The 16,123-nt window shown below is 65.2% G+C and carries 7 protein-coding genes; 2 read left to right on the top strand and 5 right to left on the bottom strand.

What is annotated here, in order from left to right; all coding sequences use genetic code 11:
* Positions 1–3: 3 nt before the first annotated feature.
* The 5 genes from JQ845_RS03380 to JQ845_RS03360 form a co-directional block, all read right to left on the bottom strand.
* On the bottom strand, positions 4–3,150 hold the full coding sequence (locus JQ845_RS03380; protein WP_203008297.1) for a non-ribosomal peptide synthetase: 3,147 nt from the start codon (positions 3,148–3,150) through the stop codon (positions 4–6).
* A gap of 10 nt (positions 3,151–3,160) precedes the next feature.
* Positions 3,161–7,633, bottom strand: a complete 4,473-nt coding sequence (locus JQ845_RS03375; RefSeq protein ID WP_203008295.1) for a condensation domain-containing protein — start codon at positions 7,631–7,633, stop codon at positions 3,161–3,163.
* 49 nt (positions 7,634–7,682) lie between these two features.
* Entirely contained in the window at positions 7,683–8,663 is a 981-nt protein-coding gene (locus JQ845_RS03370; RefSeq protein WP_003444936.1) for a TauD/TfdA family dioxygenase, read from the bottom strand.
* A 39-nt stretch (positions 8,664–8,702) separates the two neighbouring features.
* Positions 8,703–9,461 carry a thioesterase II family protein gene (locus JQ845_RS03365; RefSeq protein WP_127196411.1) on the bottom strand — a complete coding sequence of 253 codons (759 nt, stop codon included), beginning with the start codon at positions 9,459–9,461 and terminating at the stop codon, positions 8,703–8,705.
* 1,764 nt (positions 9,462–11,225) lie between these two features.
* Positions 11,226–12,878, bottom strand: a complete 1,653-nt coding sequence (locus tag JQ845_RS03360) for a cyclic peptide export ABC transporter (protein WP_010657196.1) — start codon at positions 12,876–12,878, stop codon at positions 11,226–11,228.
* A gap of 193 nt (positions 12,879–13,071) precedes the next feature.
* Between JQ845_RS03360 and JQ845_RS03355 the strand changes: the two genes are divergently transcribed.
* Positions 13,072–13,983, top strand: coding sequence for an ABC transporter substrate-binding protein (locus JQ845_RS03355; RefSeq protein ID WP_202210841.1), 912 nt, complete (start codon positions 13,072–13,074; stop codon positions 13,981–13,983).
* A complete protein-coding gene (gene fhuB / locus JQ845_RS03350; protein ID WP_010657198.1) occupies positions 13,976–15,964 on the top strand; it encodes a Fe(3+)-hydroxamate ABC transporter permease FhuB in 1,989 nt (662 codons plus the stop codon). The genes JQ845_RS03355 and fhuB overlap by 8 nt, the downstream gene beginning before the upstream one ends.
* The last annotated feature ends 159 nt before the right edge of the window (positions 15,965–16,123 follow it).

Genomic DNA, 16,123 nt, shown 5'->3' with positions numbered 1-16,123 from the left:
TTTTCAGTGGGTCGTCAGGCCCCGGGCGGCGCGGGCCTGGGCCAGTAGCTCGGCGCGTTGTTGATCGCTGAGACTGTCGAGCTCGCGCCGCAGGCGAGCGATCTTTTCCAGGCGCAGGGGCTCTGCAAGTTCACCGAGGGCCTCGGCCAGACCGGCGGCACTGGGATGATCGAACACCAGCCCGGGGGCGACTTCGAGCTTGAACATCGTTCGCAGGCGTGCCACCAGCTTGATCACCAGCAGTGAGTGGCCACCGGCCTCAAAGAAGTCGTGGTCCACCCCCAAAGTGTCCGGCGGGCACTCCAGCAATTCGGCCATGGCATCGCGCAGGCAGGCTTGCAGTTCGCTGGTGGGGGCCCGTACCGGTTGCCGGGGTACCTGCTGGCCCGGATCGGGCAAGGCAGAGCGATCGACCTTGCCGTTGGCCAGACGGGGCAGGCTCGGCATGGCCAGCAAGCGCGCCGGGCACAGGGCTTCAGGCAGGCGCGCGGCCAGGGCCCGGGGCAACTGTTCCAGGGCACCCTCAGCGGCATCCTCGTTGAGCACCACATAGGCGATCAGGCTGGCCGCGCCATCGCCGGGCGACCACAGCCGGGCCACAGCCTGTTCGACCCCGGGCAAGGCCAGCAGCGCCGCCTCGATTTCACCCAGCTCGATGCGCTGGCCGCGCAACTTGACCTGCTGGTCCTGACGGCCAACCAGTTGCAGGCCGCCTTCGGCCCGATAACGGCCCAGGTCGCCGGAGCGATACAGACGCTGCCCCGCCAGGAACGGATCCTCGATAAAGCACTCGGCACTGGCTTGCCCCAGGTAGCCACGGCATAGCTGGGCTCCGCCGATGTACAGCTCACCCAGGGCACCGGTGGGTACCAGTCGCAGGCGCTGGTCCAGCAGGTACACGCGATTGCCGTCAAGGATACGGCTCAGGGGCACCCGCTCATCGCGGTCCGGGGCGTCGGCCCGCAGGGGGTGAAACATCACCCCGACCGTGGTTTCGGTGGGGCCGTAGTGGTTGAACAGGCGCAAGCCCGGCGCCCGCTTGAACAGTTGCTCCACCAGACGTTGCGGCGTGGCTTCGCCCCCCAGGATCAGGGTTTCGGGCAACGGCGGGGTATGTCCTTCGAGCAAGGCCGCCAGGTGCGAAGGCACGAATTTCGCCACGTCCGGTCGTTCCCGAAGCAAAAAGCGGCTGAATGCCGCGCCATCCACAAGATCCTCCGCGGCGGCGATGACCAGCCCGGCGCCGACCTGCCAGGCGCCGAACAGCAAGGTGTGGCCCAGGTCGACGCTTAGCGGACTGGTGAGTGCCAGGCGCATGCCGGCTTGCAGACCGAGGGCTGCGCTGGCCGAGCGGGCGTAGTTGCCCAGCGCGCCGTGCTCCACAAGCACGCCCTTGGGTGCCCCGGTCGAGCCGGACGTAAATAGCAGGTACGCCAGGTGCCGGTCAGTCAGTTGCGGTGCCTGGAACGGCAATTCGGCATCCCTGCCCGCCTGCTCCAGACTGGCGCTCGGCCAGGGGCCGCGAGCACTGCTGGACGCCGGATCGCACAGCACCAGTGCCGGTTCGGCGCGGGTCAACAGATCGTGACGGCGCTCCGCCGGCCAGGCCGGTTCCAGCGGCAAGTAGTAAGCCCCGGCCACCAGCACCGCAAGGATATGCAGCACCCCTTGCAACGAGCGCTCGGTCTCGATGGCCACGCATTGCCCCACGCCGACACCCTGCCCTTGCAACCAGCCGGCCATGCGTGTGACGGTCTGCTGCAAGCCGGCATAATCCAGCTGCTGCCGGCCATCGCTGAGGGCCATGGCCTGCGGGGTTTGCCGGGCATGCCGGGCCAGACACTGCGCCAGCCCCTCATTGCTCTGCACCGGCTGCTGCGGGGCCAGGCCCGACAGCCGCTGGCGCTCCCGGGCGCCCACCGGCTCCAGGTCGTCGAGGGTCACGGCGCCATCACCCGGCAGCTGTTGCAGCAGGGTGCGGTACTGTTCCAGCAGCACCTCGATACTGGCGGCGCTGTAGGCCGCGCCATTGGCCTGGATATTCAGGAACAGGGTCTGGCCCCGGACCCGGGCACTCAACAACAATTCGAAGGCCCCCCGGTGCGGATAGGCAAGCACCTGGCGTGGATCGATGTGCGCCTGTTCAAAGACAAACCCCGCCAGCAGCGGCGCGGCGCTGGTGGGCGCCTCGATCGGGCAGTACTCCTGCCAGCCCAGATGATCCCCCAGGCGTTCTTCGGCCTGTTGCAACCATTCGCCGAGATGGCGCGCCGGGTCCAGCTCGACCCGCAACGGCAGGATTTTTTCGAACACCCCCAGGGTGTTCTCGAAGTGGTCGTAGTCGCTGCGGCAATCATGCAACCAGCCAGCGACAAAACCGCGCTGACCGCTCAGGCGCCCCAGCAGCACCCACCACAAGCCTTGCAGCACCAAGTCCAGAGGCTGGCCGAGGAAGTCGGCCAGGGCCAGGGCGCCACCCAGATCCGACAGCGGCACTTCCAGCTGCAGGGTCTGACGCAGCGCCCCTGAGGGCTGCGGGTTGCCGCGCAGGCCCAGATGCAGGGCGTCACCCCGGGCCGGATCAACCCCGGCGTGTTGCCAATAGGCACGGCCCTGGGCAGCGTCTGCATCGGCGGCCATGTCCTGGCGCCATTGCACATAGTGTTCGTAGCCCACTTCGTTGAAGGTCGGCGCCTCACCATTGGCCAGCGCCAATACCTCAGCCACCAGTTGCTCCAGGCTCGGTGGGTCCAGGGCCAGGGCAGCGGCAACGAATTCCAGCTCGACCCCGCCGTTGGCCAGGGTACGCTGGCTGACCGCCAGCACCTCGTCCGGGGCCAGGTTCAAGGCCGCTGCCTGGGTGTCCAGCCCGACCCAGCGTATTGCCCCACCCTGATTGGGCAAGGCCTGACGCCAACCACGCAACCCCGGTACTTGCAGCCAGCAGGCGGCGAGAATCGGCTGGCTCGCCGAATAGCCTTGCAGGGCCGCCTGGATGTCCGCCGGCACCTGTGCCGCAGTCAGCGCCAGGCGCAGTCGATGGCTGCCGGCGTCAGCCCGGGCCGGATCATGGCCGAGCAGGCAGGCACGCTGCTCGGGGCTCAGGGCCAGGGTCTGTGGTGCGGTCAAATCAAGACTCAAATCATTCATCACAGTGTCCTTAAACAGGCAGCCCGGCCGATTGGCCCGAGCGCTCTTCGTTGTCTTGGGCAGCGTCATCGAACACGCTACGGTCGGTCATTTCGCCCATGGCCACGACGATCCGCCGCGGGCCTTCGAACGGGTCCCGGGCGTGGGCCACCAGCATGTTGTCGAGCATCACCACATCCCCGCGCTGCCAGTCGAAGCGCACCGCGCAGGCTTCGTAGAGCTGGCCCAGTTGTTCCATGACCAGGTCATCGATGGGCGTGCCATCACCGAAATACACCTGCCGCGGCATGTACCCGGCACCGACTATGCCCAGCAGGTCGCGGCGCACGTCGGCTTGCAGGCAATAGTCGTGGTGCAGCTGGACCTGGTTGAAAAAGGACTTTTCCCCGGTGTAGGGGTGGCGGATCACTGCCGGGCAAGGGGTGCGGGTCTGCAGGCCGCCATTGGCCAGCCATTCGAACGCCACGCCCTGCTCGCGGCAGGTGGCCTCGACCACGGCACGCTGCTCGGTTTTGTAGAAGTCGCGCCAGTCCACATCGAAGCCCGGGGTGAAGGTGCGCACATACAACAGTCCCTTGCGTTCGAAGGTCTCGGCCAGCGCGGCCGGCAAGGCGCGGTACATCGCCCGGCAGTCGACGATAGGTGTGGCACCGCCCACCGGCGATGGCTGCTCGCAGAAGAACCACTGCTTGCGCGGCCAGCGTCGCAGGTGCGCGCTTTCGTTGTGGAACAGGATCATCTGCCGCTCGGGGTATGGCGTGGAGCGGTAGGTATTGCGCCCGCCCTCTTTCTTCGGCAAGTCGCCATAGGCGCCATACAGGCCCGGCTGGATGGCCTCGGCGAAGGCTTCGAAGTCTTGCGCGGTGCTCAGGCCGAAGCCACGGAACAGCAGGCCGGCATGCCGGCGCAGGCTGGTTTCAATGAACTCTCGGTTGAGGCTGGCCCACACGCAGGGGTCGAGATCGGCACTGACTGGCTCGATCACCAGCGGCAACTCGCAGCCGGCATTCAGCGGCGTGCAGCGCACGGCAGCCTCCGCCACCGGCGGCGTGCTCGGACGGGCAAAGGACTTCAGCTTGTCGCGCCTGGCCTCCAGCCGCGAGCGCCCGCTGACCGGCGCTGCAACCGCGGGCTGCAAGGCGCCGAGGGTCAGGCTGTCGAGGGAACGCTCGGGGTCGGCGAGGATTTGACCCAGCAGATCGACCCAGGCCTCGACCCAGCAGCGCACCCGCGCCTCATCGAGGATCGCCGTGGCGAATACCCACTCGCCGCCCAGCCCCCGGGGGTTGGGCGTCAGGAACAGGGCCATGTCGAACTTCGAGGTCTGGGCGGGCGCGGCCAGCAGTTCGGCACTCAGCCCCGGCACCGCGAACTGACCCCGGGGCATGCTGTGCAGCACGAACAGCGCCTGCACCAGCGGGTTGCGCTGGCGGGGCACGGCGCTGGCATCGACGATCTGTTCGAAGGGCAAGTCCGCCTGTTCGAACAGGCTCAATGAATCCTCGCTGACCCGGGCCAGCCATTGGTTGAACGATTGCTGCGGGCGCACCCGGGCGCGCAGCGGCACGATGTTGACGAAGAAGCCGATGAGCTGTTCCAGCTCGGTTCGCGGTCGACCGGCGATATCGGTGCCATAGATCAAATCGTCCTGGCCGGTGAGGCGATGCAGCAGCCAGTCGAAAGCCCCCCGCAGGACCATGAACAGGCTGGCGCCGTGGGCACGGCCCAGGGCTTCGAGACGCCCGACCTGTTCGGCGTCGAGCTGGAAGGCCACGCTGGCCCCGCCAGTGTGCGGGGCCGAGGGACGCGCACGGTCAGTGGGCAAGGCCAGTTGCTGCGGGGCGCCTTGCAGATAGTCGGCCCAGAAATCGCGTTCGCGCTGGCGCTCGGCACTGCCGGCCCGGGCGTTCTGCCAGGCCGCATAGTCGCTGTACTGAATACTCAACGGCGCCAGCGCCGACTGGCTGCCGGCCAGTTGCGCCTGATACCCCGCGCCCAGTTCCTGGACCAGCACGCCGAACGACCAGCCATCGCCGATCAGGTGATGCATGCTCAACAGCAAGCGATATTCCTGAGCGCCCAGGCGCAGCAGGGTGGCGCGTAACAGTGGCGCGCGCTGCAGGTCGAACGGCTGCCCCGCCGCTTCGGCCTCGGCCACCGCCAGGGCGGTGGTTTGTTCGCCATCGCGCAGACCACTGAGGTCAAGCACCGGCAAGGCCAGTTCCACCTGACCCGCACAGTGCACCAGGGCCACGCCATCCGGGCCCGGCACAAAGGCACTGCGCAAACTCGCCTGGCGTTGCAGCACACCGGCCAATGCCGCTTGCAGGGCGTCCACCCGCAGCTCGCCACACAGACGCAACTGGGCAACCATGTTGTAGGCCGCCCCGGCCTGCTCCCCGCCCAGCTGCTGGGCCAGCCACAGGCTGCGTTGCACCGGCGACATGGCCTGCGGGCCGCTGACATGCAGCGCCTGCAAGGGTACGCCGGCGGCCAGACGTGGTGCAGCGTCAACCATGGCCGCCAGCCGGGCCAGGGGGCTGGCGGCAAACAGCGCGCTCAGGGGCAATTCGACGTTGAACTCGGTGCGCACCCGCGCCAGGACTTGCACGGCGGCGAGGGAATGCCCGCCTACGGCGAGAAAGATGTCGTCGCGGCTGATCTCGGCGCCTTCCAGCACCTCGGACCAGATCGCCGCCAGACGCTGTTCGGTGTGGCCCAGGGGCGCGGCACCTGCCGGCGCGGCCCCACTGCGGCTCAATACGGGCCGGCGATAGACGTGATACGCGCCCAGTTCACCGGTCTCCAGACGCTGGCGGCAGGCCGAGCGTTGCAGCTTGCCGCTGGTGGTCTTGGGCAAGGCCGCCGGCTCGAGCAGGGCAATGACGCTGGCCGGTTCCTGCTGGGTTTCACTGACCACCCGGTCGATGGCTTCGATCAATACTTGAGGGTCGAATTTCTTTTGCACACTGCGCCCGATCTCGGCGGCGATGCCAATGCACTCGCGCCCGTCGACCTGCACCGGAAACGCTGCGACACGGCCCTTGCGCACCGCTTCGACGCCCTGCTCCACGGCTTTTTCGATGTCTTGCGGGTAACGGTTCTGGCCGCGAATGATGATCACATCCTTGGCCCGCGAGGTGATGAACAGACCGCCCTGATGCAGGAACGCCAGGTCGCCGCTACGCAGCCAGCGGCCGTCGGGCAGGTCGAGGAAGGTACGGGCGGTGGCCTCGGGGTTGCGCCAGTAGCCACGGGCCACACTGGGCCCGCGCACCCAGATTTCACCCACGCTGTTTTCAGCCACCGGTTGCAGGGTCTGCGGGTCCATCAGGCGCACCTGATCATCGAACAGCAAACCGCCGCTGCTGACCATTTCGCTGCCGTGCGGGTCAGGGACCACCCGGCCCAGCGCCAATTGCTCATGGTCCACATGCAGGGTGTAGTACGGGCCGCCACGGGTGTTGCTGGTGACCATCAGGGTCGCTTCAGCCAGGCCGTAGCATGGATGTACGGTGGTTGCCGCCAGCCCTGCCGGCGAGAAGCGCTCAACGAAGTCGGCCAGGGTGTCGGCCCGCACCGGTTCGGAACCGCAAAACGCAACCCGCCACTGGCTCAGGTCGAGCTCGGCAAGCAGGCTGTCGCGCACGCTCTCGGTACACAGGCGGAAGGCAAAGTCAGGGCCGCCGCTGAGGGTGCCGCCGTAGCGGTGGATAGCTTCCAGCCAGCGCGCCGGCCGGGCGAGGAAGTGCTGGGTGGTCAGCAACACCAGCGGCACCCCGGCATAGATAGGTTGCAGCATGCCGCCGATCAGGCCCATGTCGTGGTACAGCGGCAGCCAGCTGACAAAGACATCCCCCGGGCGGGTGCCAAAGCCCATTTGCAACAGGCACTGATTGTCCAGCAGGTTGGCGTGGGTGACTTCGACGCCCTTGGGTTCGGAGGTGGAGCCGGAGGTGTATTGCAGCATGGCGATGGCATCGCCCGGCACGGCACGGGGTTGCCAGGCCCGGGGCGCTTGCGCTTCAAGATCCTGGACGCTGGCCAGGGCCGGCAAGGACGCCAGGGTCAGGCCGTCACGCAGCAACCGGGAAGCGTCGAGGGCAGCATGCTCGCAGAGAATCAACGAGGGCTCGGCATCCATGGCCATGCCTTGCAGGCGTTCGGTGTGGAACTGGCGATTGCGCTCCGGCGGATAGGCCGGCACCGCGATCAGCCCGGCATACAGGCATGCGAAAAAGGCCACTATGTAGTCCGGGCCGTTGGTCAGCAGCAGGAGCACCCGGTCGCCCTCCCCGGCGTGCTGCCCGAGGCAGGCGGCCAGGTGCCGGACCCGGGCATCCAGCTGGGCGTAGGTGTACAGCTCGGTGGTCTGGTTACCGTCACCGAGAAAGCGCAGGGCCAGTTGATCGCCTTGCTGCTCGGCGCGCTGCGCCAGCATCTCGATCAGGGATTGGGGTTGAGGCTGATGTGGGATGGCCATGGGGCGTCCTCCTGCAATCGCAAAAAGTCAGAAAAAAATCGAGGGGTACTCAGCGCACGTCGGCGCCGTGGGGTTCGGCCATGGCCACCACCACTTTGCGTGGCCCCTGAAACGGTGCGCGACCGTGGGCGGTGAGCATGTTGTCGAGCATCAGCACGTCATTGTCCTGCCAGGAAAATTCGACCTGTTCCTGTTGCATCACGCCGCGAATGTCCTCCAGCAGGCTTTCTTCCAGCGGGCTGCCGTCGCCGTAATAGACGTTGCGCGGCAAGTCCTCTTCCTCCACCAGATCGAGCAGGGTTTCGCGCACCTCCTCGGGCAAGTTGGAAACGTGGAACAGGTGCGCCTGGTTGAACCACACCGCGTCGCCGGTGCGCGGATGGGTGGCCACCGCCTGGCAAACCTGGCGCGTGCGCAGGCCGCCGTCGTCTTTCCACTCCAGGCTGATGCCGTGGGCCTCGCAGTAGGCGTGCACGACAGCGCGGTCCTGGGTGTTGAATACCTGCTCCCAGGACACGTCCAGGCCGTTGCCGTAGTTGCGGGTGTACATCAGGCCTTTGCTGGCGAAGCGCTGGCGAATCTGTTCACCGACCCGGCGATAAATTGCCCGGCTGTCACCAATCGGCGTGGCACCGCCTACGGGAGATGCCTGCTGGCAGAAGAACCAGATTTTCATTGGCCAGTCCCGGGTGTAGGCCTGTTCGTTATGCAGCGGGATGTGCTGGTGCGGCGGATATTCGGTAGAGGTGTAGATGCCGGCGGTGACGTTGCTGCGCGGCGTGGAACCGAACTCGTAGGTCAGCAGGTCCGAACCGAAGCCGGTGGCGAAAGAGCGAAAGCGCTCGGCGGTCTGCACCTCGAAGCCGCGCAGCAATACGCCACCGGCGACCAGCAGTTGCTGCTCGATCAGCGCCCGCAGCGCGGGCAGGCAGACCGCCAGTTCAAGACCGGGCTCGCGGGCTTCAATCAGCAGCGGCAAGGGGGTATCGGCATGGCGCAGGGGCCGGATATCGAAGCGTGAATCAAGCATGGAAGACTCCGCGAAAAAAGGACGGCGGTACGACCCGGATCAACCCAGGGCGCGCAATGAAGGGAGCGAGAGACGCGATGCCTGCTGGCGTAAATCCAGGCACAGCGCGAGCAGGCGCTGGAGGAAGTCGGCGCGCTGGCGATGCAGGAAAAAGTGCCCGCCGTCGCAGATCTGCAAATGGAACGGCCCGCTGCATTCGGCTTCCCAGGCCGCCAGGGCACTGACGGCGACACTGTCGTCACGCCCGCCGAACACATGCAGGGCGCAAGGCAAAGGCCCACGGCGCGGCGGCTGATAGCGGTCACCGAGGAGGAAATCCGCGCGCAGCACCGGCAGCACCATGGCCAGCAATTGCGGATCGTCGAGTACTGCCCGGGGTGTACCGTCGAGGCGAAGCAACTCGGCGATCAGTTCGGCATCGGTCATGGGTTGCGCATCGGGATTACCGTCGCGCTGCCCGGGGGCGGTACTGGCCACGGCGATCAGGGCTTCGGGCGGTTCGAGCCCCAGAGCGACCAGGGCGTGGGCCACCTCCAGGGCCACCACGCCGCCGACGCTATGGCCGAGCATCAGGTAAGGGCCGTTGATCATCGGCGCCAGTTCGGCCGCCAGGCTGGCGGCGAGGACGGGCATATCCACCTGCAACGGTTCATCGCCACGGCCCCCGTGGCCGGGCAGTTCGACCGGCTGCACATCGAGCCATGCCGGCAATACAGCCCGCCACGGGGCGAAGGCCATGGCACTCGCGCCGGAACAGGCGAAGCAGAACAGGCGGATGCGATCGGGGGCGACGGACACTGCGGATCTCCTTAAAAGCAGTCGACAAGCCGGGCCGGCCTTGCCTGGAACACTGCTAATAAGAACGAAAGAAATACCTGGGGAATTAACTGTCTTTGATAAATATTGTTATTTGCAGGGCACCAGACCTGGCCTGGTCTGTAGTTGCTGGCGAGCTGTGCGAGGCGGCGATCGGGCAAAGCCCGCAACCCCTCAAACCGCGGTATTTCAGTTAAACGTCTGGAACGGATATGTACGCGGTATTCCAGTTGCTTGAACTAGGTACATATCCGTTCAATGCACAACGGCGATTTACGGGTTTCGCCCTTACGGCGAGGCACTTTTGGCAAACGCCGAAGTGCCTACAAGGTCGTTTTTGATCTGCTTTTGATTTTGATCTTGATCTTCAAGCCCCTTCGGGAGGCCGAGCGGAGGTTCTGCGTAGTGGTCCTCCCGGCATGGATGCCGGGAGAGCCGTGTTGGGCCATGGATGGCCCGTCACGGCGTGGCCACGGAGCAGGACCGGAGCGAGGGGACCTGAGCGCAGCGAAGGCCGTACGCTGGGGCAAGGCCTTTTTGGTTCCTTTTGTGGCTGTTTGACAAAAGGGACTCGCTGTAAGAGCGAAACCGATATTTCAGTTAAACGCCTGTAACGGATATGTACGCGGTACCGCAGTTAGAACTGAGCGTACATATCCATTCTATGTATCACGGCTTTTTACGGGTTTCGCCCTTACGGCGAGTCCCTTTTGGCAAACGCCCCAAAAGGAACCAAAAGGTCTGCGCCCTACCATACGGCCGAGCTCGCCTAGGCTCGCCCGGTGCCCTCACTCCGGCACTGTTGTGGGGGCACGCCGTGACGGGCCATCCATGGCCCGGCACGGCTGGCTCGGCGTCCTGCCTCGCCACCCCCACAACAGCACCTGCGTTCGGCCTTCTGTGATGGGCATCCGCGTCGTTTCGACTATCGAGTGGCGGCAGGGACATCGTTTTTAAAAGCAAAAATCAAAACAGCGCCTACAAGGTCGTTTTTGATCTGCTTCTGATCTGCTTTTGATCTGCTTTTGATTTTGATCTTGATCTTGATCTTCAAGCCCCTTCGGGAGGCCGAGCGGAGGTTCTGCGTAGTGGTCCTCCCGGCATGGATGCCGGGAGAGCCGTGTTAGGCCATGGATGGCCCGTCACGGCGTGGCCACGGAGCAGGACCGGAGCGAGGGAACCTGAGCGCAGCGAAGGCCGTACGCTGGGGCAAGGCCTTTTTGGTTCCTTTTGTGGCTGTTTGACAAAAGGGACTCGCCGTAAGGGCGAAACCCGTAAAAAGCCGTGATACATAGAATGGATATGTACGCTCAGTTTTAACTGCAGTACCGCGTACATATCCGTTACAGGCGTTTAACTGAAATATCGGTTTCGCTCTTACAGCGAGTCCCTTTTGGCAAACGCCCCAAAAGGAACCAAAAAGTCTGCGCCCTACCATACGGCCGAGCTCGCCTAGGCTCGCCCGGCGCCCTCACTCCGGCACTGTTGTGGGGGCACGCCGTGACGGGCCATCCATGGCCCGGCACGGCTGGCTCGGCGTCCTGCCTCGCCACCCCCACAACAGCACCTGCGTTCGGCCTTCTGTGATGGGCATCCGCGTCGTTTCGACTATCGAGTGGCTGCAGGGACATCGTTTTCAAAAGCAAAAAGCAAACATCAAAACAGCGACTACCGGACTCTTCGGGAACATTGTGCAGTCGTTGACGAGCCCTACGAAGCTGCGATCGGGCAACGCCCGTAACCCCCTCACCCGCGGTGTACCTGACACACCGCAGGACTCGACTGGCGACTACCTGAGCTGACAATCTGCCCACGCTCAAGCTTGATCAACTGATCGGCCAGATGGAAATAACGGTCATCGTGGGAGATGACCAGCAACGTCTTACCCTGGGCCCGCAACTCAGGCAGCAGTTCGCAATAGAACACTTCACGGAACGCCGGGTCCTGGTCTGCCGCCCATTCGTCAAAGATGATCACCGGCCGCCCTTCGAGACAGGCAACGATCAACGCCAGGCGCTTGCGCTGGCCCTGGGACAGTTCACGGGTGGAAAACGAACCATTGCTGACGCTGACTTTGTGCTCCAGGTGCAGCTTGGCCAGCCAATCAGATGCCTGGCTGTCGAGGCTGGAATCCGGCGCTTCGAGCAGGGTGTCGAACAGGTGGAAGTCCGAGAATACCGCCGAAAACAGCTGGCGATAATCGTCCCGCCCGTCCGCCGCCACAGGTCGGCCATCGACCCGCACTTCGCCACTTTCCGGCACGTACAGGCCGGCAATCAGCTTGGCCAGGGTGGTCTTGCCGCTGCCGTTGCCTCCGACCAGGAAGGTAATCTCGCCAGGCTTGAGGGTCAGCGTGACCGGGCCAAGGGTAAAAACTTCATCCTCGCGCTCACTGAAATAACCATGGGTCAGACCATCCAGTTCCAGGGTCACGCCCTTGGCCTGCACCGCAGGCGCCGGCGTTTGCGAGCGGGCTTCGGCTTCCAGTTGCGCAAGGGTCGCTTCAATCCGTGCGCTGGCGACCCGTGCCTGACTCATCTGCGGCAGGTTCAGCAGCACGCCTTCCAGAGGGCCCATCATGTACAAGAAAACCATCACGTAGCCGGTGATCACCGCCGTGTCGGAAGGCACCCACAGGCGCAGGAACAGCACCACACCAATCAGCACCAGAAACAGCAAACGCCCCCAGCCACCGGTAATGGCGAACAGCATCAGGCCCTTGGCCCGGTTGCGGCGCACTTGCTCGACAGCGCTGACCAGCACTTCATCGAGAAAACGCCGGGCCTTGGAGCGGTTGAGTTTGAGTTCCTTGGCCCCCGAGACCATGGCGTCGAAATGACCGAAGAGTTCGTCCTGGCTGGCACCGGCCTTGCGGAAGTACTGCAGCATGTGGGAATGGCACAGGTGGTAGCCCAGGGAGCCAAGGCCGATGGCCAACACCGAAACCAGAAATATCACCCACGACAGGTATGCCAGGTAGCCCAGGCAACCGAGCACCACCACGGCACTGGTCACCAGCATCGGGAAGCCGGTAAAGAAGTTCGACAAGGTGGTGGTGTCGTCGGCCAGGGCCGCTTGGATACGTCCGCGTCCAGCCTTTTCCAGCCCGCGCAGGGGCGCCGCAACCACGTGCCGTGAAATGTGCATGCGCAGGGTGGCCAGGCCTTGTTGACTGAGGTAGGCGAACAACGCCCTGGACAGCACCTGGCTGCCCATCACCAGGGCTATCACCAGCACGAAGGGCAGCGCATAGCTGGCCAGGCCGTCCAGTGGAGCATTCAGGGCCTGGTTGATCAGCGCCACCAGCAACACGTTGGCCAGACCGCAGACCAGGCTCGCGCCAATGGCCACGGCCAGCCGTGTGTGCGAGGTGCGAACCAGCATACCGAACAATGACATGGTGTCTCCTTGGGGGTCGGCTGGCGCAGGCCGTCACGCCGCCGCCATCGATAAATTGGGTTCCCGGAATAGACGAAGCCTGTGGCGGATTCTTTAGGACGCGGCATTATTGCAGGTATTGGGAATTAGGTGCTGTTGCTATAGACTCTCATTCTCGCCTGAGGGCGACCTGTCTGCTTCGGAGTCTGTTGCAATGCCCATTACCCGCCGTCGGGCCCTGACCGGCCTCGCATTGTTGCCGGTCGCGCTGTGCGGCTTGCCTGTGGTCCGCGCTGGCGATCCGACACTGCCGAAAGTCGATATTGTCAGTTTCGAGCCTGCCCTTACCGAAAGCCTGCTCGGCCTCGGCGTGGCGCCCCGGGCGGTGGTCAACGCCGGGTATTATCGCGAGTTCGTCGCCAGCCCGGAATTGCCCGACGATGTGCTGGATCTGGGCCCGAGCATCGAGCCCAATCTGGAGTACCTGCAACGCCTGGCGCCGGAGCTGATCATCGGCACCTCCTGGCAGCTGGAAGGCACCTTGCTCTCGCGTATCGCGCCGTTGCGCAGCTTCGATATCTATAGCGCGAACGCCCAGCCCTATCGCAATGCCGGCCAGGTAGTGCTGGAGCTCGGCGCTCTGGTGAACCGGCGCGCCGAGGCACAGGCATTGCTGGAACAGACCGACCGCCTGCTCGAGCAGTTGCGCGTCAGGCTGGCACCGGTCAGCCAGCGCCCGGTGTACATCGCGCGCCTCAACCCGGACGGTCGCCACCTGTTGCTGTTCGGTGCCAAGGGCATGTATCAGGCCGTACTCGAGCGCCTGGGTCTGCGCAATGCCTATCAGGGCCGCACCAATGCCTGGGGCGGCAGCCCCGCGGTGGGCATCGAGACACTGCTTGAGCAACCCGACGCATCGCTGCTGTATTACACCAACCCCCGCGAAGCTCTGGCCGCCCAGCGCCGGCTGGACAACAGTCCGATCTGGCGCGCTTTGCCGATGATCCACGAAGGCCGCGCCCTGGGGCTGCCACGGTTCTACCCCAGTGGCGGGTTGCTGACCGCGCAGCGCCTGGCCCTGTCCATCACCGAACAACTGCTCGCCATGGAATCCAACCGTGCCTGAACCCACTTCACCCCTGCGCCGGCAACCGGTCTGGCTGGCCCTCGGCCTGCTATTGATCGCCCTGGCCCTGAGCGTCCACCAGGGCAATTCGCTGTTGGCCCATGTTTCATGGAGCACTGCCATCGGCCCGGCGTCACCCGAGGATCTGCCCGCCCTGCTGGTGCGCTACAGCTTTTTGCCACGGCTGGTGATCAGCCTGCTGGTGGGCGCGGCCCTGGCCCTGGCCGGGGTGATATTCCAGCAAGTGCTGCGCAACCCCATTGCCGAACCGACCACCCTGGGCGTGGCTTCCGGTGCCTACCTGGCCCTTTCCGCCTGCGCAATCTATGCCCCGGGCCTGCTGGACGGCGGCCAGGAAGGCGTGGCCCTGGCCGGCGCCGCCCTGGGCATGCTCGCGGTGCTGGGCCTGGCCTGGAGCCGGCGCCTGTCGCCGGTGGCGCTGATTCTCTCGGGGCTGATCATCAACCTGTATTGCGGGACCCTGAGCACCTTGCTGGTGCTGGCCAACCATGAAGTCTTGAGCAATCTGTTCATCTGGCAATCGGGCTCGCTGAACCAGAACAGCTGGCAGGATGTGTATCATCTGGCGCCACGCCTTGGGGTGGCTGCACTGCTCGCCGCACTGCTGGCCCGGCCGCTGCAACTGCTGGGCCTCAACGATGCAGCGGCCGGCAGCCTGGGCCTGTCGCCCAACCGCCTGCGCCTGATGGCCCTGGCCGTGGCCGTGGCCTTGAGTGCCAGCGCCATCGCCAGTGTCGGGGTGATAGGTTTTGTCGGCCTGGCCGCTCCCGCCCTGGCCCGCCTGGCCGGCGCCCGCACCCTGCGCCAGCGTTTGCTCTGGGCACCCTTGTTCGGGGCCTTGCTGCTGCTATTGGCCGACCAGGTGGTTCAGGCGTTGGCGCCGCTGCTGGGGGGCGAGATCCCCACCGGCATCCTCACTGCGTTCCTTGGTGCGCCACTGCTGCTGGTGCTGCTGAGCCGCCTGCATGAAACCCGCCTCAACCCGCCAGCCGCCCGCGCAACCGCTCAGGTCGCCCGGCTCAAACGCACCAGCTGGATATTGCTCGCAGTGCTGGCCATTGCCCTGTTCCTTGCGCTGACCTGGGGCCGCGGGCCGGATGGCTGGTATTTCAGCAGCGGCGCCGAGTTCGACGCCCTGCTGCCATGGCGCGCGCCCCGGGTTGCCGCGGCCTTTGGCGCCGGCATCCTGCTGGCCCTGGCCGGGACCTTGATGCAACGCATGACCGGTAACCCCATGGCCAGTCCGGAGATGCTCGGGGTGAGTTCCGGTGCCGCACTGGGCGGCATTTTTGCCCTGCTGCTGGTGCCCGGCTTCAGCCCTTTGCTGTTGTTGCTGGCGGCCACCTTTGGCGCCCTGCTCGCCTTGCTGGCCATCGTCGCCCTGAGCTGGCGCAGCGCCTTCGCCCCCGACCGCATGCTGCTCACCGGCGTGGCCCTGAGCACATTGCTCAACGCCTTTGCCGCGCTGTTCATGGTCAGCGGCGATTCCCGGGTACTGCTGATGCTCAGCTGGATGACCGGCTCAACCTATCGCATAGACGCCAGCCAGGCAGTGATCATCTGCGCCCTGGCCGCGCTGTTCCTGCTGGTCACGCCGTTGTGCAACCGCTGGCTGGCGATCATGCCGCTGGGCGCCGAACGCACCCGGGCGCTGGGGATTTCCCTGGGCGGCAGCCGTCTGCTGTTGTTGCTGCTGACCGCGGTGATGACCGCGGCGGCCACCCTGGTGGTCGGGCCGCTGAGTTTCGTCGGCCTGATCGCGCCGCACATGGCGCGCCTGCTGGGCGCACAACGGCCGGTCGCACAATTGCTGCTTTCGGCCCTGCTGGGCGGCACGCTGCTGGTGCTGGCCGACTGGCTGGGGCGCAACCTGGTGTTCCCGTGGCAGATCCCCGCCGGGATGTTCGCCACCTTCATCGGCGGCCCGTATTTCATGTGGTTGCTGGCGCGCAAGCGCTGATCCGGAGCAGGACAGAATCCGTCAAGAAATAAAATCTAAATAGTTCTGATTCCCATTCGTTACAGTTTTACCTAAGCTTCGCCTGCACCAACTGCGCCGGCCACTGCCGGTCAGTTGTTTTCGGGCCGGCATACGCGAGAAAACACTAACGGAGAAGCA

This window comes from Pseudomonas paraversuta, assembly GCF_904063065.1.
Classification (GTDB): domain Bacteria; phylum Pseudomonadota; class Gammaproteobacteria; order Pseudomonadales; family Pseudomonadaceae; genus Aquipseudomonas; species Aquipseudomonas paraversuta.
This window is presented reverse-complemented; position numbering and strand designations above follow the sequence as displayed.

Excerpts from the sequence above, each read along its gene's own strand:
- JQ845_RS03355 (WP_202210841.1), top strand. The coding sequence starts at position 13,072 with ATGCCCATTACCCGCCGTCGGGCCCTGACCGGCCTCGCATTGTTGCCG.
- JQ845_RS03360 (WP_010657196.1), bottom strand. The coding sequence starts at position 12,878 with ATGTCATTGTTCGGTATGCTGGTTCGCACCTCGCACACACGGCTGGCC.
- JQ845_RS03375 (WP_203008295.1), bottom strand. The coding sequence starts at position 7,633 with ATGGCCATCCCACATCAGCCTCAACCCCAATCCCTGATCGAGATGCTG.
- JQ845_RS03370 (WP_003444936.1), bottom strand. The coding sequence starts at position 8,663 with ATGCTTGATTCACGCTTCGATATCCGGCCCCTGCGCCATGCCGATACC.
- JQ845_RS03380 (WP_203008297.1), bottom strand. The coding sequence starts at position 3,150 with ATGAATGATTTGAGTCTTGATTTGACCGCACCACAGACCCTGGCCCTG.